General features: G+C 46.9%; 20 protein-coding genes, 2 tRNA genes, 1 pseudogene and 1 CRISPR repeat array. Of the genes and pseudogenes, 11 read left to right on the forward strand and 12 right to left on the reverse strand.

From position 1 onward, the window contains the following. The first annotated feature begins 37 nt into the window (after window positions 1-37). A tRNA-Phe gene (locus SPI9445_RS0112055) sits at window positions 38-110 on the forward strand. Window positions 111-312: 202 nt separating this feature from the next. Here SPI9445_RS0112055 and SPI9445_RS0112060 read toward each other — a convergent pair. The 5 genes from SPI9445_RS0112060 to SPI9445_RS0112080 all read right to left on the reverse strand — a co-directional run bounded on the left by SPI9445_RS0112060 (window position 313) and on the right by SPI9445_RS0112080 (window position 2,808). Further along, window positions 313-615 carry a helix-turn-helix domain-containing protein gene (locus SPI9445_RS0112060; protein WP_017305005.1) on the reverse strand — a complete coding sequence of 101 codons (303 nt, stop codon included), beginning with the start codon at window positions 613-615 and terminating at the stop codon, window positions 313-315. A gap of 250 nt (window positions 616-865) precedes the next feature. Beyond that, window positions 866-948: transfer RNA gene (locus SPI9445_RS0112065), tRNA-Leu, on the reverse strand. Beyond that, window positions 927-1,808, reverse strand: a complete 882-nt coding sequence (locus tag SPI9445_RS28510; protein WP_026079739.1) for a M48 family metallopeptidase — start codon at window positions 1,806-1,808, stop codon at window positions 927-929. The genes SPI9445_RS0112065 and SPI9445_RS28510 overlap by 22 nt, the downstream gene beginning before the upstream one ends. Before the next feature lie 24 nt (window positions 1,809-1,832). After that, window positions 1,833-2,252 carry a tetratricopeptide repeat protein gene (locus tag SPI9445_RS0112075; RefSeq protein WP_017305006.1) on the reverse strand — a complete coding sequence of 140 codons (420 nt, stop codon included), beginning with the start codon at window positions 2,250-2,252 and terminating at the stop codon, window positions 1,833-1,835. 199 nt (window positions 2,253-2,451) lie between these two features. Then, window positions 2,452-2,808: a HesB/IscA family protein gene (locus SPI9445_RS0112080; RefSeq protein ID WP_017305007.1), complete on the reverse strand. Its 357-nt coding sequence runs from the start codon at window positions 2,806-2,808 to the stop codon at window positions 2,452-2,454. Window positions 2,809-3,084: 276 nt separating this feature from the next. Here SPI9445_RS0112080 and SPI9445_RS0112085 point away from each other — a divergent pair, with 276 nt between their 5' ends. Next, window positions 3,085-4,782: a DUF6930 domain-containing protein gene (locus SPI9445_RS0112085; RefSeq protein ID WP_017305008.1), complete on the forward strand. Its 1,698-nt coding sequence runs from the start codon at window positions 3,085-3,087 to the stop codon at window positions 4,780-4,782. A 197-nt stretch (window positions 4,783-4,979) separates the two neighbouring features. Here the strand turns inward: SPI9445_RS0112085 and SPI9445_RS30555 are convergent, their stop codons facing one another. After that, window positions 4,980-5,132, reverse strand: a complete 153-nt coding sequence (locus SPI9445_RS30555) for a hypothetical protein (protein ID WP_017305009.1) — start codon at window positions 5,130-5,132, stop codon at window positions 4,980-4,982. Between the two features lie 363 nt (window positions 5,133-5,495). Between SPI9445_RS30555 and SPI9445_RS0112095 the strand changes: the two genes are divergently transcribed. Continuing rightward, a complete protein-coding gene (locus SPI9445_RS0112095) occupies window positions 5,496-6,830 on the forward strand; it encodes a sensor histidine kinase (protein ID WP_017305010.1) in 1,335 nt (444 codons plus the stop codon). Between the two features lie 31 nt (window positions 6,831-6,861). Beyond that, window positions 6,862-8,145 carry a methylglyoxal synthase gene (mgsA, locus tag SPI9445_RS0112100; protein ID WP_017305011.1) on the forward strand — a complete coding sequence of 428 codons (1,284 nt, stop codon included), beginning with the start codon at window positions 6,862-6,864 and terminating at the stop codon, window positions 8,143-8,145. Here the strand turns inward: mgsA and aroA are convergent. The 5 genes from aroA to upp all read right to left on the reverse strand — a co-directional run bounded on the left by aroA (window position 8,131) and on the right by upp (window position 14,335). Then, window positions 8,131-9,486 (reverse strand): 3-phosphoshikimate 1-carboxyvinyltransferase, encoded by a 1,356-nt coding sequence (gene aroA / locus SPI9445_RS0112105; protein ID WP_017305012.1) that lies wholly within the window; start codon window positions 9,484-9,486, stop codon window positions 8,131-8,133. The genes mgsA and aroA overlap by 15 nt on opposite strands. A 124-nt stretch (window positions 9,487-9,610) precedes the next feature. Further along, window positions 9,611-10,366, reverse strand: coding sequence for a Uma2 family endonuclease (locus SPI9445_RS0112110; protein WP_017305013.1), 756 nt, complete (start codon window positions 10,364-10,366; stop codon window positions 9,611-9,613). Between the two features lie 39 nt (window positions 10,367-10,405). Continuing rightward, a complete protein-coding gene (locus tag SPI9445_RS0112115) occupies window positions 10,406-11,098 on the reverse strand; it encodes a Uma2 family endonuclease (RefSeq protein ID WP_017305014.1) in 693 nt (230 codons plus the stop codon). A 321-nt stretch (window positions 11,099-11,419) separates the two neighbouring features. After that, window positions 11,420-12,854: direct repeats of the CRISPR family, unit length 37 nt; unit sequence GTTTCAATACCTCATAGGCATTATAGGTGATTTCAAG. A 467-nt stretch (window positions 12,855-13,321) separates the two neighbouring features. Continuing rightward, window positions 13,322-13,630 (reverse strand): ssl2009 family thylakoid membrane protein, encoded by a 309-nt coding sequence (locus tag SPI9445_RS0112120; RefSeq protein WP_017305015.1) that lies wholly within the window; start codon window positions 13,628-13,630, stop codon window positions 13,322-13,324. 51 nt (window positions 13,631-13,681) lie between these two features. After that, the gene (gene upp, locus SPI9445_RS0112125) at window positions 13,682-14,335 is read right to left on the reverse strand and encodes a uracil phosphoribosyltransferase (protein WP_017305016.1); all 654 of its coding nucleotides are present in this window, start codon (window positions 14,333-14,335) and stop codon (window positions 13,682-13,684) included. Window positions 14,336-14,746: 411 nt separating this feature from the next. Here upp and ilvA point away from each other — a divergent pair, with 411 nt between their 5' ends. The 5 genes and pseudogenes from ilvA to SPI9445_RS0112145 all read left to right on the forward strand — a co-directional run bounded on the left by ilvA (window position 14,747) and on the right by SPI9445_RS0112145 (window position 22,152). Further along, window positions 14,747-16,258, forward strand: coding sequence for a threonine ammonia-lyase, biosynthetic (gene ilvA / locus SPI9445_RS0112130; RefSeq protein ID WP_017305017.1), 1,512 nt, complete (start codon window positions 14,747-14,749; stop codon window positions 16,256-16,258). 204 nt (window positions 16,259-16,462) lie between these two features. Then, window positions 16,463-19,045: a PAS domain S-box protein gene (locus SPI9445_RS27595; RefSeq protein ID WP_017305018.1), complete on the forward strand. Its 2,583-nt coding sequence runs from the start codon at window positions 16,463-16,465 to the stop codon at window positions 19,043-19,045. Between the two features lie 145 nt (window positions 19,046-19,190). Beyond that, a pseudogene (locus SPI9445_RS32105) lies at window positions 19,191-19,280 on the forward strand (cytochrome ubiquinol oxidase subunit I); the annotation flags it as partial. Between the two features lie 47 nt (window positions 19,281-19,327). Next, complete coding sequence (rsmH, locus tag SPI9445_RS0112140; protein ID WP_017305019.1) at window positions 19,328-20,188, forward strand: 16S rRNA (cytosine(1402)-N(4))-methyltransferase RsmH; 861 nt, start codon at window positions 19,328-19,330, stop codon at window positions 20,186-20,188. Window positions 20,189-20,922: 734 nt separating this feature from the next. Beyond that, entirely contained in the window at window positions 20,923-22,152 is a 1,230-nt protein-coding gene (locus SPI9445_RS0112145) for a zinc ribbon domain-containing protein (protein WP_017305020.1), read from the forward strand. A gap of 138 nt (window positions 22,153-22,290) precedes the next feature. Here SPI9445_RS0112145 and SPI9445_RS25325 read toward each other — a convergent pair whose 3' ends face one another. Then, complete coding sequence (locus tag SPI9445_RS25325) at window positions 22,291-22,443, reverse strand: chlorophyll a/b-binding protein (protein WP_017305021.1); 153 nt, start codon at window positions 22,441-22,443, stop codon at window positions 22,291-22,293. Between the two features lie 337 nt (window positions 22,444-22,780). Between SPI9445_RS25325 and SPI9445_RS0112155 the strand changes: the two genes are divergently transcribed. Together SPI9445_RS0112155 and SPI9445_RS0112160 are read left to right on the forward strand one after the other, a co-directional pair. Next, window positions 22,781-23,521, forward strand: a complete 741-nt coding sequence (locus tag SPI9445_RS0112155; protein WP_017305022.1) for a cytochrome c biogenesis protein CcdA — start codon at window positions 22,781-22,783, stop codon at window positions 23,519-23,521. Between the two features lies 1 nt (window position 23,522). Continuing rightward, the gene (locus SPI9445_RS0112160) at window positions 23,523-24,866 is read left to right on the forward strand and encodes a cytochrome c biogenesis protein (protein ID WP_017305023.1); all 1,344 of its coding nucleotides are present in this window, start codon (window positions 23,523-23,525) and stop codon (window positions 24,864-24,866) included. The last annotated feature ends 38 nt before the right edge of the window (window positions 24,867-24,904 follow it).

Here is a 24,904-nt window from a genome sequence, read left to right on the forward strand (position 1 = left end):
TTGCTAGATTGATAAAGCAGTGAAAAAACACTGTGTCGCCAGGATAGCTCAGTTGGTAGAGCAGAGGACTGAAAATCCTCGTGTCGGCGGTTCAATTCCGCCTCCCGGCATTCCACCTCCTAGCCTAATAGATAAGCCATTGTATTCTCTAAGTGACAGTAGGCTTAGTCAGTCTAGGTTTAGTCAGTCTAGGTTTAGTCAGTCCTTGCTCGTCCCGATCTTTGACTTAAAATGCCGCCTCGGGTATCAAGCTGTCTTCCCGAGGCGTAGGGTTGCTATGGTGGGAGGGGATAATTGTTCCCCACGGCGAATTCACTCTAAGCCATCCTCAGAAGCTTGATCCATTGGGACTAACCTAAATTCAACGGTATAGCCGACACTCGCGGCAATGCCTGCAATGGTTTCTAGGCGAGGAGACTGTTTCCCCGATTCAATGCGGGCAATGTGGGATTGTTTAATCCCGGCTTTTTCGGCTAACTCTCGTTGAGTCAAGGCTAAAGTTCTGCGCATTTCTAGAATGGCTTTGGCTACATCAAAGCGAGGCTTGATTCTCTGATATTCCGCTTTCCCTTCTAAATCTGCCAGCAGTTCAGCCTTGAGTTTCTTTAAGCTCATAACCCAATTCTCTCCTGATTCGATAAATTAAAGTGGGCAAGGAGAGACTTGAACCTTAGCCACAAGCTTTTAACCCCCAGTCCCACCCTATTTTCACTCTTTTGCGGTTCAGCGTTAAACGAATTAGTTTAAACCTAACCCGTTTCTAACGAAAACCGCTCACGAAAACCTGTGAAACTAGAATGAAACGGTTGTGAGCGAGAGTTGAGTGAAGCCTAAATCCCTTGGTTTAATGGGACTTCAACTCGTATGGGCAAGGAGAGACTCGAACTCTCATGACCAAAGGCCGCTACATTTTGAGTGTAGTGCGTCTACCAATTCCGCCACTTGCCCGTGACTTTTGACTTAGCTTCGCCATTATAACCTAATGTGGGTTTTTCTAGCAACCCCTGATAATTTTGTGAACTCGCCCAATGATCAATTTCCCGCGCTCGTAGGACGGGGACAGGATGGGTGAGTTGGGCGGTTTGGGCGGCTTTGAGGAGTTGACCAAACTCACTTTCGCTGATGGCATCGTAGGCTTTAGCTTGGGCAATAAAGGCATCTAGGTTAAGTTGGGGGGCGAGACTGGGAGAACCTCCGGCGAGTTTCATTAAAACGGACATGACCACGCGAGGGTTTTGGGTGGCGAGGAGGGCGGCGCGATCGCAACTAAATTCCGCACACCGCAACCAAGCCAGCATGCGTTCTTGTAGAGACTGGGCAACGACGGTTCCCCAAGTGGGCAATAATCCCGACGCTAAAACCAATAAATTCGCCAAGGTTAAATACACCCCATGCTCACACTTGAGATGCCCTAATTCATGGGCAATCACCGCCTGAATTTCCTCGGGGGTGAGCATTTCAATCAGGGAGGTATGCAAAACAATAAAGGGCTGTTTCCCCCGCATGGCGAAGGTGTAGGCATTGGGAACCGGGTTTTGCTGTACATAAAGTTGTGGAGGCTCCACATCCAACACCTGAGAGGCTTCTTGTAGGAGGTGATAAAGGTGGGGGAGTTGATTTTCGCCCACCAATACACTGGAAGCAATGTTATTGAGATACAGCACTTGTTCGGCCAAGGACCCCAATAGGTTACGCACCAGCAAATCCAAACCGGGCAACTGTTTTAGGGCTTGGGTGGCTTCTTGATCCAAGGGATGGCGGAATTGATCGGCTTTGAGTCCAATCAGTGGCGTTTTGCTGAGAGTCATGGGAATTAAGCGTGGGTGAATCTATTACTCAAAAAGCCAAGCCTTAAGGCGCTGAAGACTAGCCCAGTCGGGCTTACGGCTTAAACCGTCCTCGATACTTTCGGCTAATTCTTGGCGCACTTCTGAACTGACGCCGATCATTTGTTGAATCACTTCAATATGAGGGCGTACCCCTTTCTGTCCCGCATCCAACATAGCCAACACTAGGTTAACTCGGGCTTGGGGGGCGTTTTTATCGAGTTTAACGCCTTTTTGAGCCGCTTTTAGGGCTTGGTTGGGTTTGTCGGTTAGGAGGTACAACCAAGCCAGACTAGACCAAGCGGCGGCGTTTTTTTTGGCGCGATCGCAAATTTCCTTAAAAACTGGAATTAGACTCTCGGGACTTTCTCCAGCTTTGTAGCGTTCCAGTCCACTTTCATAGAGAGAAGCAACAGATTCAGACATAGTTTTTATTCCCTTTCATGGCGAGAGTTTGGCAAAATTAAGCCTAATCTTCCATTCTACAGCCTTGATTCTCCATTCTCTAACAAGTGAATCCTCCTTCCGCCAGACTAGAAAATGGTTTGTAGTCACCGGACGAAGGAACTGATGACTGGTCAATGTACACAGGGTGAATGAGTCAAGATTGCTCCTGGGCTTGAACCTAAACGCCAAAGGACTTACCACAGCCACAAGTTTGAGAGGCATTGGGGTTCGTAAATTGGAATCCACCACCAATCAGGGCATTACTATAATCCAACATCAACCCATAGAGGTAGAGTAGGCTTTTGGGGTCGCAAATGATCTTAAACCCGTCATAGTCGTAAACTTCATCATCCGGGCGAATATTACTGGGATCTTCAAAATCCATCATGTAGGACATTCCTGAACATCCACCGTTGCGGACTCCCACCCGTAAGCATAAATCACTTCCTTGTTGTTCCCGCAACATCACTAAATGTTTAAGAGCAGCTTCACTCAGTTGAATGCCCTTGGTTTCCGGTTGAATGGCTTGACTCATGGTTGGCTATACTCCTAATCATAATTCGTCAATCATGGGTTTAACGCGAGGTTGGTCGAAACTCCGACCCTGTAACAAGTTAGAGGGGTGGTTTCTGATCTTCCTTGATCACACAAGGCAACAGAGGAAGAATCTGGATCAAACCTATTAGACCCTTTGTTATCCTACAATTTATGTTAGCGAGTTCTTTCAGTCTTGGGGAAGAGTTCCCGGATTCGGACGACTGCTAACACGGGCAAGACCTAAGCCCAAACGCCCTACTAACTGCATAATCTTATGAGTAACTTTCCCCCCAATACCTTGCGCCGTCTGCAAAAGCTCCCTCAGATTCCAAGTGTTTGGGAGGGGGATCGTCGTACTTTAAACGACATTGGAGAGATTCAGCAGTTATCCTTCGATGGGGGAGAATCTTCCACACCCAGCGGGGATTGTATTTTGTGGGTAGATGGTTCTGAAGGAGTAGTGCGCAGTGTGGATCTGGTGTCTTCGGAGATGGGGGTTGAGGCGATCGCACGCTCCCTATTACGAGCCATGGAAAACCCCCAAGGTGTTGCTCAACCCGGCCGACCTCAGAAAATTGTGGTGCGCGATCGCGAAATTCAATTTTTCCTCCGAGGTGCTCTACAGGATCTGGACATCAACATTGACTATGTGCCGGATCTCCCCTTAATTGACGAGTTATTCCGCAGTTTCGCTGCCATGAATAGCGCATCCCCTCCCCGTTTACCCGCCCCCTATCTGGAACTATTATCCAAGGTGGCCGAAGAACTCTGGGATTTCTGTCCTTGGGACTATTTACAAGATCATCAAGTTATCGCTGTTACCCTCAATCAGTGGGACGTTGGAACTCTTTACATCTCCATTATGGGGATGCTAGGCAAAGAATACGGCGTGCTAATGTACCGTTCCCTCGACTCCTTACGGCGCTTCCGGTCTGCTGTCATCCACAACCAAATTGTAGAAGATTTAGAAGAAGCCTTTTTATCCCAAGACTGTTGGTATTTGAATTATGAAAGTAGGCATGACGAAGATCTCGAGGCTGACGACGAAGACTTTGATTTAGGGATTTACGAATTTAGTGAAATTGAGCCGATCTTTGGCAGTGTTCACCCCTACGAAGGAATTCGTCCCTTTTTAGATGAAGAGGAAAGTTTAGCTGTTTATGTCACCCTATGCGCCCTAGCTAAGTTTGTCGAAGACTATGAGGAGGAGTTAACTGTTTTTGACGAAAAAGATTGGCCGCAAATTATTGATAAAATACGCATTTCTTTACCCAAATTTGCCCAAAAAGACAAAAGCCAAACTATTTTAGTGGAAGTGGCGACCCAGCCGGAGTTATCTAAAGAATTTTTAGCCTTGGAAGTCTTGGAGGATGAGAAAGAGGAAGAGACGAACAGCCTGATCATTGACAATAACTTTGTTCCGAATGGTTCAATTGTTAGTTTGGGTTTTCTGCCTTGGAGCTTACGGGAAGAAATCCGCCAACATCCGAAAAAGCATAGTCAAACGGTCGATTTTAAAATTCCTAAGAATTCTGATGGGCTGCCCATTATTTTGCTACAAACTACTCGGTCTAATGCCCAAGAAATGATCAATACTTTGAAGATGGAAGGCGGGTTAAACTCGATTCTATTTAACCCCGGTGTGGATGCTATACGGGATATACAATACGAATTAATCTTGTTGCAAACTCCCCAGGATAGTCTTCATTTAGTCAAAGATGTTGAATCCCAATCTACCGAGCATCAAAACGCTAAGAAAAAATGGCGGCAACGGCTCAAAAAAACAGGCGGAATCTGTGGTTTAGTGATTGCAATGGGGGTAACGGGAGCATCCCGAGGAACACCCGGTCTGACTCAGATTATGGGTCTATTTGAAACTGAGAGCAAAGAAGGAGAAGAAACCGGTTTAGGGTATTTACAGTTAGTTCCCACGTTTGCTCATGATTTTTCTTTCTTGGACTGGGATGACTAAGGCTAGAAAATTAGATCAAAATCCAGAATCCCTCAAAAGCGAACGGGAAAAGTGAAATGCACTTTTCCCGAACGTCTAGCGCTGTATTTTGCCAACAATTACCACCCAAAATTAAAAAGGGATGGGTTAACCAACTCCCTGTGAAGAATACCCCCACTCAATGGAGTGAATCGGAGTGAACCGATTTCAGAACCTCACTAACGGTGAGAATGAGCGGATTTTGAAGGAAGATCACCGGAGAAAGGTTGAACTCCAATGGTGGGATAAGAATCATCACTAGGTCCAAAAATCCGGGCAACCGCTTCAGAAAAATAAGTGTTGAGTTGGTTTAAACGCTGGGAAAGTTTCATAATCTTGCCTCCTGCCTGAGTCTCGCTAACGAAGATTTGTGTTGCTTGAGTGAAACAGGAATCTGTTCCTCATGTCTTCATTATCAAGGTTTTTCTCTCTAGCGACCCACCTTGCCCCTCATTTTGTAATCAATATTTGAAGATATTTGCAATCGTTCTTATTACTCAACAAAACTTATCACTTTAATGAGGGAACGCTCCTAACACATTTTATTGAAATTTGATAAAAATAGCGACTTTTTGTGATAAAACTTGATGAAGTGGTGGAAAAAAATCACAAAGTATTAAGATTAGAAAAGCCTGATCTATTATAACAAATTTAGGTTGCCCTATCCCTTTGCACCAGCAGCACCCAATTCTAATATGTTTCAAGCGACCCGTCGCCGTTTAGCCCTTTGGTATACTGCCGTTACCGCGATTTTGCTCTTGTTATTTGCTACAGGAATGTATACCTATGTTCGCAATACCCTAATTGAACGGATAGACGACACTTTAAAGCACGTTGTGGAAGTGGTGGAACGGTCTTTAGTGATTGAAACCTTTGCTGCCGGAGAGGGAGGAGATCGGGTGAATGTTGAGGCGAGTTTTCGCAATAATGCCCAAGTGATGGAGGATGATCACATTGACCTAGAGTGGTTTAGTCCTACAGGGGAACTCTTGTGGTCTACCTTTTCCGCTCCTCCTCTAATTCCCTTACAGGTCAATCGTACAGGCAAAACGATTTATCTTTCTAATGACAATTTATTACGTCAAGTGACCCAACGAGTGGAACAAGGTCGCCAAGTGTTGGGATATTTACGAGTCAGTCATCCTTGGTTTGAGGTGACAAAACCGACCCGGCAGTTAGTGATTGATTTAGTGATTTGGACGAGTTTTATGGTGGTTTGTGTGGCGGCCATTGGTTGGTTTCTCTCGGGATTGGCGATGAAACCAATTTTGGAGTCCTATCAAAGTCTGAAACAGTTTACGGCCGATGCGTCCCATGAGTTACGCAATCCCATTGCGACGATTCAAACGAATGTACAGATGGCGTTAACCTATTTGGATCAAGATCCCCAATCTCAACAGCGACAGTTACGAGTGGTGGAACGTTTAACTCAACGGTTGGGTCGTTTGGTCAATGATTTATTATTTTTAGCGCGTTCTGATAGTGGGATTAGTGTCACCCATGCTCAGGCTTTGCCCTTAGATGCGTTATTAATTGAGGTAATCGAGGAACAACGGGTTTTTGCGCAACAGTGCGATGTGTATTTATGTTTACGCATTGCAGAACCAGAAACGGAGGGAGAGGATGTGTTTGCCGTGTTGGGAGAGTGGGATCAATTGGCGCGTTTGTTCACGAATTTGATTAGTAATGCAATTGAATACACGGCCTTAGAACGGACAGGGCAGGAGGGGGAGGCCTTAGTTGAGGTGATGTTAGGACGGGTGAAAAAGGATCGTCGCCATTGGGGGTTACAGGTTCAAGTGCGGGATAATGGGGTGGGGATACCCGAGGCGGCATTACCCCATATTTTCGATCGTTTTTATCGGGTGGATGCGGCAAGATCCCGTCATGGGTTGTTTTTGACTGGTTCGGGATTGGGGTTAGCCATTGCTCAGGCGATCGCACAAAATCATCACGGCAACATCGCCGTTGAAAGTGTGCTAGATCAAGGAACAACCTTTACGGTCACGCTTCCGGCCTTGCCGGAGTAAGCGATAAAACCCTAAATACTAATCACTCATTATGCCCGCAACCATTGCTCTCATTGCCCACGATAATAAAAAGGATCAAATGGTGGAATTCGTCAAACGCCATAAAGCCTTACTGCAACGTTACCCCCTGATTGCCACGGGAACCACAGGACAACGGATTCAAAACGCTACGGGACTTAAGGTAAATGCCCTCTTATCGGGGCCTTTGGGAGGAGATGCGCAGATTTCGGCTCAAGTGGCTGAGGGTCATGTGAAAGCGGTTATTTTTTTAATTGATCCTCTCAATGCCCAACCCCATGAACCGGATATTCAAGCCTTACAGAGGATTTGTGCGGTTCATAATGTCGCCTTGGCTACTAATGTAGCTACGGCGGAATTTATTTTGGATCATCTACGACACAATCAAATTGCCCATTTAATTTTTAACCCGGTTTCGGGTCAAGGAAATGCTCAAGAAGAGTTAAATCTGATTAAACAAATGCTGACTCCGGCGATGAGTTTGGTGCTGCATGAAACCCAGCCAGATGTTTCGGCCGAGGAGTTGGCGAAAAAGGCGATCGCCTCTCAAGCAGATTTAGTCATTGCGTCTGGGGGGGATGGCACGGTGTCCCAGGTGGCGGGGGTTTTGATCGGGACAGAAATTCCTTTAGGTATTATCCCCCGGGGAACCGCCAATGCTTTTGCTATGGCTTTGGGTATTTCTCGCCTCAATCCCATTGCCCATGCTTGCGAGGTCATTGTAGCGGGGAAAACCCGCATTGTGGACACAGCGCGCTGTAATGGTTTACCGATGATTTTATTGGCAGGGGTAGGCTATGAGGCGGAAATGGTAGAACAGGCGAACCGGGAAGCGAAAAACCGTTGGGGGGCGCTGGCCTATATTATGGCGGGGTGGCAACAAATTGACCGGGGGATTTTGTTTGAGACGGAAATCACGGTGGATGATACGGTGCGCCAGTTTGAAGCGGGGGCGATTACCATTGCTAATGCGGCACCTCCCACCTCGATTTTAGCCCAGGGCAAGGGGCAGGTGGTTTTTGATGATGGAGTCCTTGATGTGACCATTGCCACGGCTACGGGCAAGCTAGAGGCCGTACAGTCGATGTTACAGCTTCTAGGTTCGGCGTTGGTGCAAGTGGAACCCAATCGCCCGGATATTGTCCACATCCACGCCCAAAAAATTAAGGTGACGGCCAATCCTCCCCAGAAAGTGGTTTTGGATGGGGAGATTATTGGCACGACACCTGTTGAGGTGGAATGTTTGCCCCAAAGTTTAACGGTGCTGTGTCCGGTGGGGGAATCAGTGGCTCAGTGAACCGCTACAAATCTGCTCTAGGGTTTCGATAAAGTTGGGGTAGGATATGGCGGCGGCTTCGGCCCGGTGGATGGTGGTGGGGGTGGGGGCGGTGAGGGCGGCAATGGCTAAACTCATGGCAATACGATGATCGGTATAACTATCTACCTTAGCTCCGGTGAGGGGGGTTTCGCCGCTAATTTCTAGGCCGTCGGGACGTTCGGTAATCTTGGCCCCCATGCGGTTCAGTTCGGAGGCAGTGACGGCTAGGCGATCGCTTTCTTTGACTCGTAACTCGGCGGCATCCTCTATGAGGGTGGTTCCCTGCGCACAGGTGGCGGCCACGGCCAGGATGGGGATTTCATCAATCAGGCGGGGGATTAAGTCTCCGCCGATGGTGCAGCCCTTTAAGGCACTAGAACGAACGCGCAAATCGGCGACGGGTTCCCCCGTAACAAGGCGCTCATTTTCCCGCTCAATATCGGCACCCATGAGGGCAAGGGCTTCTAAAATCCCGGTACGGGTGGGGTTCACCCCTACATTTTCAATCACCAATTCGGAACCCGGTACAATGGCGGCCGCAATGAGCCAAAAGGCGGCGGAACTAATATCTCCGGGGACAATCACTTTCTGTCCGGTTAGGCCTCCGGTTTGTCCGGTAATGGTGACGCTACAGGTTTGGGGATCTACGGTTAATTGCGCGCCAAAGGCTTTTAACATCCGTTCGCTGTGATCTCGGGACAGGGAGGGCTCCGTGACGGTAGTTTGTCCCTCGGCGGCCAGCCCGGCGAGTAATATACAAGATTTAACTTGGGCGGAGGCAATGGGGGAGTGGTAGTGAATGCCTTGGAGGGCTTGACCTTGAACCGCTAGGGGGGCGAGGGAGTTGTTTTGACGGCCATAAATGTGGGCGCCCATTTGTTGTAAGGGTTTAATCACACGGGACATGGGGCGCGATCGCAGGGAATCATCCCCTGTCACCACAAAAAACCGTTCGGGCTGGGAGGCCAACAAGCCCAACATCAGGCGCATAGTGGTTCCAGAATTGCCCGCATTGAGCAGATCCGGGGGTTCTTGTAAGTGACCTAGACCGATTCCCTCTACGGTGACAGAATGGCTATTGAGGGGGGAAATCTGCGCCCCCATTGCTCGGAAACATTCGGCGGTACTGCGGGGATCTTCACCCAGTAAGAGTCCTTCAATGGTGGTGGTTCCTGATGCGATCGCCCCCAACATCAAAGCCCGATGAGAAATCGACTTATCCCCCGGAATCTTCACCCTCCCCTGTAAGGCTAAACCTCCCTTGGGGGGCGTAATAATTAAATCTTGATGGGGGGCATTGGGAACAAGAGCAACTAGCATAGATTTTAATTGAAGGAGCAACAGGCATCTCCTATCAGTCCGCTAACACTACCCTCTTACCATTGCTAAAACAGGGTTTTAGGAGATGCCTAATGATTAATTATCAAGGATCAGGGGGGAATTCTCAAGCGTCTGGATCTACTCCCAAAGCTCGTAACTGTGCCGCTAAAGCCTCCGCCCGTTCCCGTTCCCGCTCCGCCCGTTCCCGTTCCTGTTCCGCCCGTTCTCGTTCCTGTTCCGCCCGTTCTCGTTCCTGTTCCGCCCGTTCCCGTTCCTGTTCCGCCCGTTCTCGTTCCTGTTGCCAAGCGACCCGCAACTCCTCCGGCAAGAGCAACCGTTCCCCCGTATCTCCCCGATAAAAACTAATTAACCGTTCCTCCACCGCCAAACGTAGCCCCAACGCCACACTATAACTATCCTCAATCAGTCCATACACCTCATTCCCCAAACGATACCCCCGCAACTGTTCAGGAATCCATTCCCCTCTCGGGTCAAATAGCCAATACTCTTCTACCCCCAACTGCTCATAAAGAGTCTTCTTAAACTCCATATCCTGACTCCGGGTACTCGGTGAGGTCATCTCAAAAATTACCGTCGGGACTTCCCCTTCTTCCCAAATCTTATAGTTATCCCGCCCACCGGGAGACACATTGAAAATTACCATCACATCAGGAGCAACACGCAAGCGAGGAAACCCTTGAGAATAGTAAAGAAATTGGTCTGCTAATACCGTTGCTTGACGACCACTCAGGTATTGTCGTAACACTTCTAGGGTCATCAAAATTGCATACATATGATCGTATGTCTCCGCCAAAGGTTCACCGTCCTCACTGGGATAAATAACAGTAGTTGATTCTTCTAAAGATAGAATTTGACTCATAGCAGTTGTCCATTATCAGTACATAGTAGTAGTCCATTCTCACGCCTCCGGCTCCACCCCTAAAGCGCGTAACTGTGCCGCTAAAATCTCCGCCCGTTCTCGTTCCTGTTCCGCCCGTTCTCGTTCCTGTTCCGCCCGTTCCCGTTCCTGTTGCCAAGCGACCCGCAACTCCTCCGGCAAGAGCAACCGTTCCCCCGTATCTCCCCGATAAAAACTAATTAACCGTTCCTCCACCGCCAAACGTAGCCCCAACGCCACACTATAACTATCCTCAATCAACTCATACACCTCATTCCCCAAACGATACCCCCGCAACTGTTCAGGAATCCATTCCCCTCTCGGGTCAAATAGCCAATACTCTTCTACCCCTAACTGCTCATAAAGAGTCTTCTTAAACTCCATATCCTGACTCCGGGTACTCGGTGAGGTCATCTCAAAAATTACCGTCGGGACTTCCCCTTCTTCCCAAATCTTATAGTTATCCCGCCCACCGGGAGACACATTGAAAATTACCATCACATCAGGAGCAACACGCAAGCGAGGAAACCCTTGAGAATAGTAAAGAAATTGGTCTGCTAATACCGTTGCTTGACGACCACTCAGGTATTGTCGTAACACTTCTAGGGTCATCAAAATTGCATACATATGATCGTATGTCTCCGCCAAAGGCTCACCGTCCTCACTGGGATAAATAACAGTAGTTGATTCTTCTAAAGATAGAATTTGACTCATAGCAGTTGTCCATTATCAGTAATTGACACTCTCACCGCCAAGCTAGGCTGTGGCCGGAGTTTCTTGTTTAATTGAGCGCCGCTTTCTAGCACCAGTATTTCTACTTTTACGCTTCGAGTCTTACGCCCTCTCCACAAGCTTTAAATTCTGCGTGTCCCGCCGTATTGGCTGACAGGATTCTAATACCTTCCTCATCAGTTGGTCGCAATTTATCTCACTGTTAAGCTGCGTTTTAACAGTGAGATAAATTGCGACATTTAGGCTAAACATTATAGCTCATTTCAAGACAGAATGGCAATGGATCTCAGTGAGGAGGTCAGTGTTTCAATACCTCATAGGCATTATAGGTGATTTCAAGAATTGAAACTGATTTCCACGGAGGAAAGCTGTGTGTTTCAATACCTCATAGGCATTATAGGTGATTTCAAGGGCTGGCGGCGGGCAAGTACCTGCCAACGTGCAGTTTCAATACCTCATAGGCATTATAGGTGATTTCAAGCGTCTATGGTGAGAATTACCTAGGTTTTGATGTTGTTTCAATACCTCATAGGCATTATAGGTGATTTCAAGGGGTTTGTATAGCCCCGAAGAAATGGGGCAACAAGCTGTTTCAATACCTCATAGGCATTATAGGTGATTTCAAGTAATGATGGCGGGGGTTTTAGGAAATTTATAAAAGTTTCAATACCTCATAGGCATTATAGGTGATTTCAAGTTTCTTAGAATTAGCGTTCATTGCTCTATATAATGTTTCAATACCTCATAGGCATTATAGGTGATTTCAAGGCCATTTCTGGGCATCAGGGGCGGACAAGTGCCGGTTTCAATACCTCATAGGCATTATAGGTGATTTCAAGCCTATAGTGTTGCTGAATTGATGGTAAAAAATACCGTTGTTTCAATACCTCATAGGCATTATAGGTGATTTCAAGTTCTGAATCTTTTGGATAGTTCTTAGAAGCCCCGTCACGCACGTTTCAATACCTCATAGGCATTATAGGTGATTTCAAGTGGGATGAGGGTAACTACCGCAACTACTGCGGTAAAAAGTTTCAATACCTCATAGGCATTATAGGTGATTTCAAGGATGACTGAAGAGGACGCCGTTAATAAAGCAGAGAGTTTCAATACCTCATAGGCATTATAGGTGATTTCAAGTATGACTGCAACCATCCCGCCCTCCATTGGGCAGAGTTTCAATACCTCATAGGCATTATAGGTGATTTCAAGTCTGCTTACAGCCGCCCGGGAGCGGGATCAGCTTGTCGTTTCAATACCTCATAGGCATTATAGGTGATTTCAAGGGGAGGCACTCAAGCAGTTGCTGGGGGGTGGGGAATGAATGTTTCAATACCTCATAGGCATTATAGGTGATTTCAAGTAGTCTCCCGTATCCGAGGCATACCACCACTGACCGGTTTCAATACCTCATAGGCATTATAGGTGATTTCAAGGGAACTAGCGAAGGTGAGGGGCGGGAATAGCCGAGTGTTTCAATACCTCATAGGCATTATAGGTGATTTCAAGGAATCACTGAATTCGGGAGATCACAAAATTCGAGGTTTCAATACCTCATAGGCATTATAGGTGATTTCAAGCCAACCTTCTTGAGTGGCCACTAACTCCCGCCTTCTTTTCCGTTCCCCATGTTTCAATACCTCATAGGCATTATAGGTGATTTCAAGCGCCAACTTTTGGAGCTTATCAATCTGACACTGAGTTTCAATACCTCATAGGCATTATAGGTGATTTCAAGAGCGGCAGCCCGAAAACCTTATCCTGTGTAGATTTCCCGCTTGATTTGCGCGACACCCACAGATAAACTATAACACAGCCTCCCCGAAAACACAACAAATCGCTGAAACCCTTACTCCGTAAGGTGCGCGACACCCTCTGACCCAGAACTGCCTTCAAACCCAGTCCAGCCCTACCTTTCCAGCCATCCTCACCTGAAGGGAAAAAAACAGCCACCCCGTCGCGCTATTCCAGAAAGCCCAGAGAGGAGCAAGGCAAAACGCAATGGGGGGGCGTGCAACCTTAACTTGTTAAGCTTGTGTGCATTTTGTCAAGCCCCAGATATAGCGTCCAACAAATTGGGCGACACTATTTATAGGGTCTTCAATTTTGGACACAACCGCATTTTCCCGACTCCCAATGCCTTGACTTATAACTTAGAGCCTTAACTTGTCAAGATTGGGGGGTGTGGGATAGAGCCACCTTATCTCAATCCGGCGTTTCCTCGTGGCTCAACTCCCCATAACTGCCATTCACCGAACTTAACTGTTCTCGCACATCATCAATGGCTAAATTTAACTGAGCAATTTTATGTTCTAGGCTGCGGCGAGCGTGTTCCATACCTGCCTCAGAGAGTTCTGAGCCTTCCCCAGAGGAACCATTGCGGGAGGGGGACTCACTGGCATCAGAATCCCCAGAACGTCGAGATGCCGCCAGTGCGCCTACAATGCCGCCCACAATACCGCCCAGAATCACACCTGTTAAAAAACCACCTGTAAATCCGTCTCGTTGACTCATAATTGAATGATCCTCAATACCCCTTTTCTATTCTATCCTCTCTCACAACGGTTAGAGGGTGCCAAAAGCGCGATCGCCTGCATCTCCTAAACCCGGTACAATATAACCCTGGTCATTCAAATCTGGGTCAATCATGGCCGTGTAAATAATTAAATTGGGATTATACTGGTTGATTTTTTGCAGCGCGGGATGAGCGGCCACCACCGAGATAATTCTAAACAGTTCCGGATTGGCCCCCCGTTCAATTAACGCTTCTAAGGCCGCAATCATAGAGCCTCCTGTGGCCAACATGGGATCTAAAATTAAAATCCGGGTGTTGGAGTCAATGGTTTCCGGCAATTTATTCAAGTAACAAGTGGCCTCTAACGTTTCCTCATTGCGCACTAAGCCCAGATGATAGGTCGAAGCGAGGGGGAGCAGGGTTTGTGCGCCATCCAACAAGGCCAAACCTGCCCGTAAAATCGGCACAATCGCCATGGGGGGTTCCGGATTGATTAACGTTGCTTCACAGGGGGCGAGGGGGGTTTCTAAGACAATATCCTCCGTAGGCAGCCAGTTCCGACTGGCCTCATAGGTTAACCAACGCCCCAATTCCGTCATCGCACTTTTGAAGAGAACAGAGGGAGTATTGCGATCGCGGGCAACCCCCAGCCAGTGTTTAATAAGGGGATGTTCGGGGACGTATACGCGCAGTTGTGAAGTCATGGAACAGCAAATTCAAAAGGTTCTGAGTCCCTGATCATACTGCTTTTCGGGCAATGATGGATAAACCCTGCCCAAAAAACAACAGAAAAAAACCCAGCCTTTTTACTGGGTTTTTGCACCAACCAACTTCGGTCAAGTCAATAAGCTCAGAAATCGACGAACTCTTCTGGTTCAAACCAAATCGAATCACGAGTTCTTAAATCCCAAAAGCTTTATATCTTGCCTTGTTTTCCCTGCTTACAGTCTCCCAAATCTCTATCCGGATGTATAGGCCAAACGGCGGATCTTTACCAAAACCTAATTCTAGGGGGAATTCCTGTAAAGCTACCGTGAAGTTACTCTCGGAAAACTCGCCCCCCTTGTTTGGTACAATAATACACTGCGCTTAACTTCTACTCACACAGTAAATCCATGCCCTCTGACTATCTTGAACGCATCCTGAATGCTCGGGTTTACGATGTTGCTCAAGAAACCCCCCTCGAACTCGCTCCTAATTTATCACGCCGCTTGCAGAATCAACTCTTTTTAAAACGAGAAGATATGCAGTCGGTTTTCTCCTTCAAATTACGGGGAGCTTATAACAAAATGGCTCAACTCCCCCCCGATTTGCTCGCTCAGGGGGTGATTGCCGCTTCAGCCGGAAATCATGCCCAAGGGGTGGCTTTAGGCGCTCATCGTTTGGGAACAAGGGCTTATATTGTCATGCCTGTGACCACCCCCCAAGTCAAAATCAACGCCGTACAAGCGCGAGGGGGTGCGGTTATTCTCCACGGCGAAACCTATGATGATGCTTACACCTACGCCTGTCAATTGGCCACAGAAAAGGGCTTAACCTTTGTTCATCCCTTTGATGACCCAGATGTAATTGCCGGACAGGGTACCATCGGCATGGAGATTTTACGGCAATATCAAAAGCCCATTCATGCCATTTTTGTGGCCATTGGGGGCGGGGGGTTAATTTCTGGGGTGGCGGCCTATGTGAAACGCTTGCGACCCGAAATTAAGATTATCGGGGTGGAGCCCTTAGATTCCGATGCCATGTATCAATCCCTGAAGGCAGGGGAACGGGTGCGTTTGCCCCAAGTGGGCTTATTTGCCGATGGGGTGGCCGTGCGGCAGGTGGGGGCCGAAACCTTTCGTCTGTGCCAGCAATATGTAGATGATATTGTGCGCGTGGGAACCGATGACACTTGCGCAGCGATTAAGGATATGTTCGAGGATACCCGATCTATTGTAGAACCCGCCGGGGCCTTGGCGATCGCCGGAGCCAAAGCCTATGTCGAACAGACGGGAATTGAACACCAGACTCTAATTGCTATTGCTTGCGGGGCCAATATGAATTTTGACCGTCTCCGTTTTGTGGCGGAACGAGCGGAATTAGGGGAACAACGAGAGGCCATTTTTGCCGTCACGATTCCCGAAAAACCGGGCAGTTTGCGACAATTTTGTGATTGTTTAGGCAAGCGCAATTTAACCGAGTTTAATTATCGCATCGCTGACCAAACCGAAGCCCATATTTTTGTCGGGGTACAGGTAGAAAATCGCGCCGATGCCGCTAAATTAGTCGAATCTTTTGAGTCCTTTGGCTTAAAAACCCTAGATTTAACGGATGATGAATTGACCAAGCTCCATCTCCGCCACATGGTTGGAGGAAAATCTCCTTTAGCTCATCATGAGTTATTGTATCGTTTCGAGTTTCCGGAAAGACCCGGTGCTTTAATGAAGTTTGTTGCGTCGATGAGTCCCGATTGGAATATTAGCTTATTTCACTATCGGAATAATGGGTCAGACTATGGACGGATTTTAGTCGGGATGCAAGTTCCTCCCCATGAAATGACTCAATGGCGGGCTTTTTTAGAAACATTAGGTTATCGCTACTGGGATGAAAATGATAATCCCGCTTATCATTTATTTCTCGCTTGATTTAGAACACAATGCGGTAAGGATGACCCTTCCTTACCGATTAAGCAATAATTACTATTTTATTAATTTCCGTTTCCACTATCCCAGAACCTAACCTATCATTCGGATATCTAGCGAGTCTTAATGAGAGGCAAAACTCGTTTATTAACGCTATAACAATTTCAATCATCATAAAAATCCTCTGATTAAAAGAAAAATAAAATAATGTTATTCCCCCGTCAAGTAGGTTTCCCGGCTGACAGTCCTCACAGTCCCTCTGATGTGGACAGTCAGACCCAAGATCCTTTATTTTCCGCCCACTTAGCTGGTTTTGAGCGCAATAATCCCAGCTTTCAAGCCCTATTTAAAACCATTAGTGAGGGCTTATTGATCATTGATGATCAGGGTTTTACTTTGGCTGCAAACCCGGCCGCTTGTCAATTATTGGGATTAACGGAAGATTATTTAACGACTCACCAACTGGCAGATTTTATCCCTCCCGAGTTTAACTTTGCCCAAGCTTGGCAGGACTTCTTAAGTACAGGTCAAGCGTCGGGAAAATTCCAACTGGTGAACAGTCGGGGAGAACAGAAAGCGGTGGAATATACCGCCACGGCTCATTTTTTGCCTCAAGTTCATCTCTTGACCTTGCGAGAGTTCACCCCTCGGGATAATTCAGGGGATCTCTTGCGAAAAATTGCCCGTCATATTCCGGGGGTGATTTATCAGTTTGATCAATATCCCGATGGTCGTTTAGCTTTTCCCTTTGCCAGTGAGGGGATATGGGATATTTATGGGGTGACTCCTGAAGTGGTGGAGGAAGATGCGACTCCCCTTTTGCAATTACTACACCCCGATGATGTTGTTCAAGTTACCCGTTCTATTCAAGAATCGGCGGAAACCTTAAGGGAGTGGCATTGTGAATATCGCATCTGTCACCCCGATGGTAGAATCCTGTGGGTGGTGGGTCATGCCACACCCCAACGGGAAAGGGATGGGACGATTACTTGGTTTGGCTATATTCGGGATATTACCCCCACGAAGGAGACAGAAAGCGCGTTACGGGAGAGTGAAGCCCAAACTCGCGCCCTCCTTGAAGCGATTCCTGATATGATGATTCGGTGCGATCGCCAAAGAATCTTTTTAGATTTTAAACCCTCAGCCCAAGTCGCCTCCCTCATGCCGCCCGAGGCATTTCTGGGTAAAAGAATTGATGACATTCTACCCCCTCCCGTTGCTCAACAAACCGGGGAAGCCATTGATCGGGCTTTGGATACCCAACAAATCCAAGAATTTGAATATGAACTCCCCACCCCCGGAGGAATCCGCAGTTATGAAGCCCGTTTAGTCGTCTGTGGCGAGGATGAGGTATTTTGCATGATTCGGGATATTAGCGAACGCAAGGAGGCAGAACATCAACTTCAAGCTTTACTCAGTCGTACCCAACTGTTAAACCAAATCAGCACAGAAATCCGCAATTCTTTGGATCTCGATACCATTTTACACAATGCGGTGAATGCCATTTTTGTAGAATTAAATGTCGATATTTGCGTTTTTGGCTGGTATCGCCATGATTTAGATCCGCCCTGTTGGGAAATTGTGCAGGAACAAAAACACCCAGAACTCGCCAGTTGGCTAGGAATGTATAAAATGAGTGATTTTCCTCAACTCTATGGGCAGTTGTTAAATAAAGAACTGTACTATGCTGATATTAGTCAGTCAGAGGATGAGACACTCAGGACTTTTTGTGAGGATGCGGGAATTGCCCTATATTTCGCTTTACCTGTACACATGGGCAACCGTCAAGGTGCTTTTGAAATCGGGCGGATTAAGAATGATTGTCCTTGGCAGGAGGATGAAATTAAACTGTTGGAGAGCATTGGGAATCAAGTTGCGATCGCCATCTACCAAGCCCAACTTTACCAAGAATCTCAAACCAAAACCCAAGCACTGGAAAAAGCCTATCACGACCTGCAACAAACCCAAATCCAACTGATTCAAGCCGAAAAAATGTCCAGTTTGGGGCAATTAGTGGCCGGAGTTGCCCATGAAATTAATAATCCAGTTAACTTTATTTACGGTAACTTAACCCACACCTCTGACTATATTCAGGATTTATTTGAGTTAATCCAACTCTATCAATCCATTTATCCTGACCCCCATCCCCAGATTGAAGAGTTCATAGAAGAGATTCAACTTGATTTTGTGATGAATGATTTCCCAAAAACCATTGAATCTATGAAAAATGGGGCGTTACGCATTCGGGATATCGTAAAATCTCTGCGCACCTTCTCCCGAGTGGATGAAGCAGAATATAAGACGGTTAATTTACATGATAATCTCGACAGCACCTTAACAATTGTGCAGAATCGCCTTCATCATCAGGGACATTTTCACTATATTGAAGTCACTAGAAGCTATGGCATTTTGCCTAATATCACTTGTTATAGTGGCTTATTAAATCAAGTTTTTATGAATTTATTAGTCAATGCTTTAGATTCTATTGAGGAGCGGCAAAAAAACAGTTTAAATGGAGAAAATTATGTGGGTCATATTACGATTACAACCCAGCAATTCGCCCCAGATTGGGTATCTATTTCTATTGAAGATAATGGAATGGGTATTCCTTTAGAGGTTCAACAAAAAATGTTTAATCCCTTTTTTAGCACCAAACCTGTAGGCAAAGGAACGGGAATGGGATTGGCGATTAGTTATCAAATTGTGACCCAAAATCACCAAGGTCATTTACATTTTTCTTCAACTCCGGGGGTAGGGAGTGAGTTTGTGATTGAGTTACCTGTAGTGTGAATACTCTCTCTAAGCCGATCAGCTAGTTTGAGAGCATTCCCGCGCCATATTTCTGGTGATGGTCTTAAGCTGATCAAAAACAAGAGAAATTGTGCCAGTGTTGAACAAAATTAGCGACGCATTCCCCCACCTCGAAGTGGGGGTTGTTGCTCCTCTACAAATCTATGTAGGTCACTTAAGCGGGGAACAAGTCCAAGAATATCAACCCACCAAATTAGCCACTATGGAAGCGCAAGGGGCAACCTTGACGGATAATGGGGACAGTTACCTGTTACCTCGATCATGTCTAGTTCCTCTCCCTCGTTTGTCCATATTCCTGTGTTGAGTCAAGAGTTAATCACTGGCTTAGACGTTAAGGCGGGGGGATATTATCTAGATGCTACTGTGGGGGGGGGAGGTCATACGGCTTTAATTTTAGCGAGTGCGCCTGATGTGCGGGTGATGGCCCTGGATCGGGATGGGGAGGCGATCGCACATTGTCAAACCCACCTCCCTAACACGGTTCAATTCTGGCAGGGCAACTTTGCGGAATATCGCCCCCTCAACACCCCATTTGATGGGATTATCGCTGATTTAGGCGTAAGTTCCCCCCAATTTGACCACCCCCAACGAGGATTTAGTTTCCAACAGAGCGCCCCCCTCGATATGCGCATGGATTGCCGTCAATCCCTCACGGCTGCCGATATTATTAATCATTGGGCTGAATCTGAACTGGCGAACATCTTCTATCACTACGGAGAGGAACGTTTATCCCGTCGCATTGCTCGGCGCATTGTGGAAAAACGCCCCCTACAAACCACGACTGAATTAGCAGATCTCATCGCCAGCGTGGTTCCCCCCAAATATCGTTATGGGCGCATCCACCCCGCCACTCGCGTTTTTCAAGCCCTCCGCATTGCCGTTAACGGCGAATTAGAAGCCCTAGAACAGTTTTTGACTCAAGCCCCCACTTGGCTCAAAACAGGGGGCAGAATCGGCATAATTAGCTTCCACAGTCTCGAAGATCGTTTAATTAAGCACAGTTTCCGCAACAATGAACAGTTAAAGGTTCTCACCAAAAAGCCCATCATGGCACAAGCGGAAGAACAGGCGCAAAATCGCCGTTCTCGTTCTGCTAAATTGCGTTTTGCTGAACGGATTTGAACCAAAATAGCGACATACTCCCCCACTTTGCGCTCTCGCAGGTGGGGAGACAGGATAGAAGGAAGGAGCAAGCTTAACGGATTCCCCTTTCCTCAACTTCCATAGAATCCAGCCACTTAAAAAACTGTCTCAATATCCCACCATCCCCGAAAATACAGTGTTAGAGTTTAATCATCGATAACGTCTAGAGTTGAGTTTTATCGATTCCCTTGTCCTGAGTTTATCCTCTCTCTAGCAATCCTAAATTAGTTCGGGCGTGCTGAATAACTCTACTCGTGGGGCTAGGGAACAGGGAACCGGGGGGAGTCGGAAAAAGGCTAGCCTTTTTGATTCTTTATCCCTAAAACCTTGCACTTTCTCGCTCCCAATCGAAAGTCCTAGTAACAGTGCTTAGAGGGATATTTAGCAAACCCTAGTTCTAGTCGGGGGGATTCCTGAATTCCCTCTAGGATGGGGGTTAAAGTGCCAAAAATATGACAACTGAAATAGGATTGCTTTGACTAGCTCAACCTAATCATGCGATCGCACTCAATCATCCGCTTTGACTAGGAAATAGGGTCATGTTGACCACAGTTTAGCGGTGGTTGGTTGAGTGGCGCGTTTCCCTACACCCAACCTATAGATAACCGGCTTTTTTCTATTGCATTGCAAAGTCCAGTCAAGCACTGGAACGGTGCGATGGATTGGGATGTGTTCACCTTCTATCCGACTTGTAACAACCCTCTAAACCCGATATGTTTACAAAATTAACCCGTTGGTTCAGTCGATTTTTTAACAAATCTAGCACCATCAATAACGAACCAATTAATAAAGTCAGTTTAATTATCGTTATTGCCATTGATTTGTTTATTTTAGGCAATGTCTTCTGGGGACTAAGTGATATTGGACAATGGCACTTGAGCGCCGGGGAACAATATCCCTGTTATTATGCTTGGGATGCCTACCGCACAGAAACCCCTGAGAATAAAGATTTCGAGACGATTCGCTCCTCAATTCAGGTTGATGAGTATGGTTTATCAAATCCCTATCCTAACGAATTAAAACGATTAGGTTCTGTCTCGGAAGTTTGTTTGAATTATCGTAAAATTCAAGACAGAATTAATACCCCAGCTAATCAACAAGTGATTCGGGTCATCACGGAAAAACAGACGAATATTAATGACCTAGAATACAAAAATCAACGGATTCGCAGTCAATATGATTCTACCCTGTTAGAACAAATTGCTGGGCAACCTCGGGATCTTTCCATTAATACCGTTGAAGCGGCACAAGCCAAACAAAATCTAGAGGAAAACAACCGCCAAATTGCCAGTATTAAGGGAGAGATTTCTACAATACAAGAAGAGTTACTCGCACAACCTGCAAGTGTTGAATTCCTCGCTCTTTTAAATGACGACACGACCTTTAATCAGTTACAAAAAGACTATAAGCACGCGGCTTATTGGTATCCTAGCCTTCAATTTGCGTTACAAGCAGCCTTTTTGTTACCTCTGATTGTTCTCGCCCTGTGGGTGCATAATTTCGCCCAACGGAAAAATTACGGTCTGGTGGCATTGATGAGTTGGCATTTGCTGATCATCTTCTGTATTCCTCTCATTCTTAAAATCTTCGAGGTTCTCCAATTTGGGATCATTTTTGATGTTTTAGTACGAGTTTTGACCCGATTGTTAGGGGGGTTACTGTTCCTGATCAGTTATGTCTATATTTTGATTGTGCCGTTAGTCGGTTTTGGCATTATCAAATTTTTCCAAAAGGTGGTATTTAACCGTAAATTGCAAGTAACCAACCGAGTACAAAAGGGCAAATGTATGAATTGCGGGAAGAAACTACGCGGGGATGAGTCCCACTGTCCCCATTGTGGTTATTATCAATATGTGGAATGCCCCAATTGTTTACATTTAACTTACAAATATTTATCTTATTGTAAGGTTTGTGGTCATCCCCAAACGGACTATCATGAATAATATTTTCGGAAATTCATCCCTCTAGGATTTGCCTAACCCAAACAAAAAACTGGACGAGGGTAGCAACCCGATCCAGTGTTTGTTAGGAGATTATTCCGAGATTGATTTTTTCTGAGATTGACAGAGGTTAGTGGGAAATTACATTAAGCCCCAGAAGTGCAGCAGACCTTTCCCACTGACCAATTCAATGATTAGGGCGGCAGCAAAGCCAATCATGGCTAAACGACCGTTCCAGTTCTCTGCACCTTCGGTAAAGCCGAATTTAAAGGAGTTGCGTTCTTGATTTTCCATGTCAGCCTCTCGTGGTTCAATGTAAAGAGTTCTGTAACTAAAGTTAACAAAAATTTACAGAAACGGCAACTTACAGGCTCATTTTTTGTCAACAGCCCCACCCACAAGGGGATGGGGTCTTTAACATAAATTTTTCTTATATATTGAGGGAAGCAAGCCCTAAATTAAGTTATGGTAGGGGGAATTCATGAATTCCCTCTAGGATTCCAAGAAGATTACTCTGGCTTGAGTATGTTGGCTGAAGAGTGTTGAGTCGCTGTTCTGAGCGGCGGAACGCGCTAGGATCAAGGATGGACGTTCCAGCGCCTGAGATTTGATAATTGATGATTGATAATTTATGCTAGATACTCTGCACACCCAACTCTATAACTTGTCCCAATTTGCGGATCAATTAGTCTTGCAACAACTGAGTCATCTGACTTGGTTGAGTTTGGGGGTGATTTTGCTGGCGGGATTGCTCACCAGTTTGACCCCCTGTATGTTGTCTATGTTGCCCATTACGATGGGGTATATTGGCGGGTATGAAGCAGAAGGACGGGGAAAGGCGATCGCACAATCGATCTGGTTTGCCCTTGGACTGGCCACAACCCTAGCCGGACTGGGCATTCTCGCCGCCTCCCTCGGTCGGGTTTATGGTCAAATTGGCGTAGGTTTACCCATCCTTGTGAGTTGCGTTGCCATTCTCATGGGCTTAAACCTCCTCGAATTAGTCCCCCTTCGGTTCCCCAACTGGGGCGGCACCGATTGGATTTCCCCAGAATTACCCCACGGATTCCGTTCCTACCTCTTGGGGTTAACTTTTGGTTTAGTGGCTTCCCCTTGTAGCACCCCCGTCCTCGCCAGTTTACTGTTTTGGGTCAGTCAGTCTCAAGATTTAGTCCTGGGGGCGAGTCTCCTATTAGCCTATGCAGTGGGTTATGTTGCCCCCTTAGTGTTAGCGGGTAGCTTCACCGCTTCCTTAAAAAAACTCCTAGAACTCCGTCGCTGGTCGGGTTGGATTAATCCCGTCAGTGGTGCATTATTAATAGGGTTTGGGGTCTTTTCCCTGCTCTCTCGTCTGCCCTTGGGTTTAGCGTAATATGACTTCTTCCACACTCCCCTCTCCGGTTAAAAAAGCTTGGCGTAGTAGTTTAAAGGCGATCGCAGATTTACGTCTGGCCATTATCCTCCTCCTACTCATCGCCCTGTTCAGCATTAGCGGCACCGTCATTGAACAGGGTCAAAGCCTATCCTACTATCAAAGCAACTACCCCGAAGATCCCGCCCTCTTTGGCTTCCTCACCTGGAAAGTCCTCCTCCTCCTAGGACTTGACCACGTTTACCGTACCCCTTGGTTCCTCTCCCTCCTCGTCTTCTTTGGCAGCAGTTTGACCGCTTGCACCTTCACCCGTCAACTTCCCACCCTCAAAGCGGCCAGAACGTGGAAATTTCGCACCCAAGCGGCACAATTTGAAAAACTCGCTCTTAGTGCCGAACTGGACAGAGGCTCCCTCAACTCCCTAATTCCCCTCCTCGAACAATACAACTACAAAGTTTTTCACCAAGGAGACGCACTCTATGCCCGCAAAGGCATCATCGGACGCATCGGCCCCATCGTCGTCCATGCCGGAATCCTCATCGTCCTTGCGGGGGGTATTTGGGGGGCCATGACAGGGTTTTTTGCCCAAGAAATCGTTCCCAGTGGGGAAACCTTCCGCGTCCAGAACATTATTGATGCAGGCCCCTGGGCAGGGGGGCAAATCCCCCAAGATTGGGGCGTAAAGGTGAATCGTTTTTGGATTGACTACACCCCAGACGGCAACATTGACCAGTTTTATTCTGATCTCTCCGTAGTGGATGAACAGGGGGCAGAACTGAAACATCAAACCATTGCCGTGAACACCCCCCTCCGTTATGACGGTGTAACCTTTTATCAAACCGATTGGGGCATTTCTGGGGTGAAAGTGCAATTAAATAATAGTCCCGTGTTTCGCTTGCCGATGGCTCCCCTGCCCGCGTTACAAGGGCGCTTTTGGGGAACATGGGTTCCCACGAAACCGGATTTAAGTGAAGGGGTTTCCTTGTTAGCGCGAGATTTACAAGGAATCCTCTTAACCTATGATCGTCAGGGGCAACTGATGGGGGCTGTGCGGACAGGACAGGGGATTGAGTTACCCAATGGGATTACTTTAAAGGTGGTAGAGTTAATTGGCTCTACGGGGTTACAAATTAAAGCAGATCCCGGCGTTCCCATTGTTTATGCTGGATTTGGCTTATTAATGGTGGGTGTGGTGATGAGTTATTGGTCCCATTCTCAGGTTTGGGCGTTGCAAAAAGGCGATCGCTTTTATTTAGGAGCCAAAACCAACCGCGCTCAAGTTGCCTTTGAGCGGGAAGTGTTACAAATTCTAGAAAAAGTTTCTGAACCTTTGCAGGGTGCATGAGCAAGCCCTAGGTAAATTGCCTCCCCCCGCAAGCAGAG

The sequence above is a fragment of the Spirulina subsalsa PCC 9445 genome, assembly GCF_000314005.1.
Classification (GTDB): Bacteria; Cyanobacteriota; Cyanobacteriia; order Cyanobacteriales; family Spirulinaceae; genus Spirulina_A; species Spirulina_A subsalsa.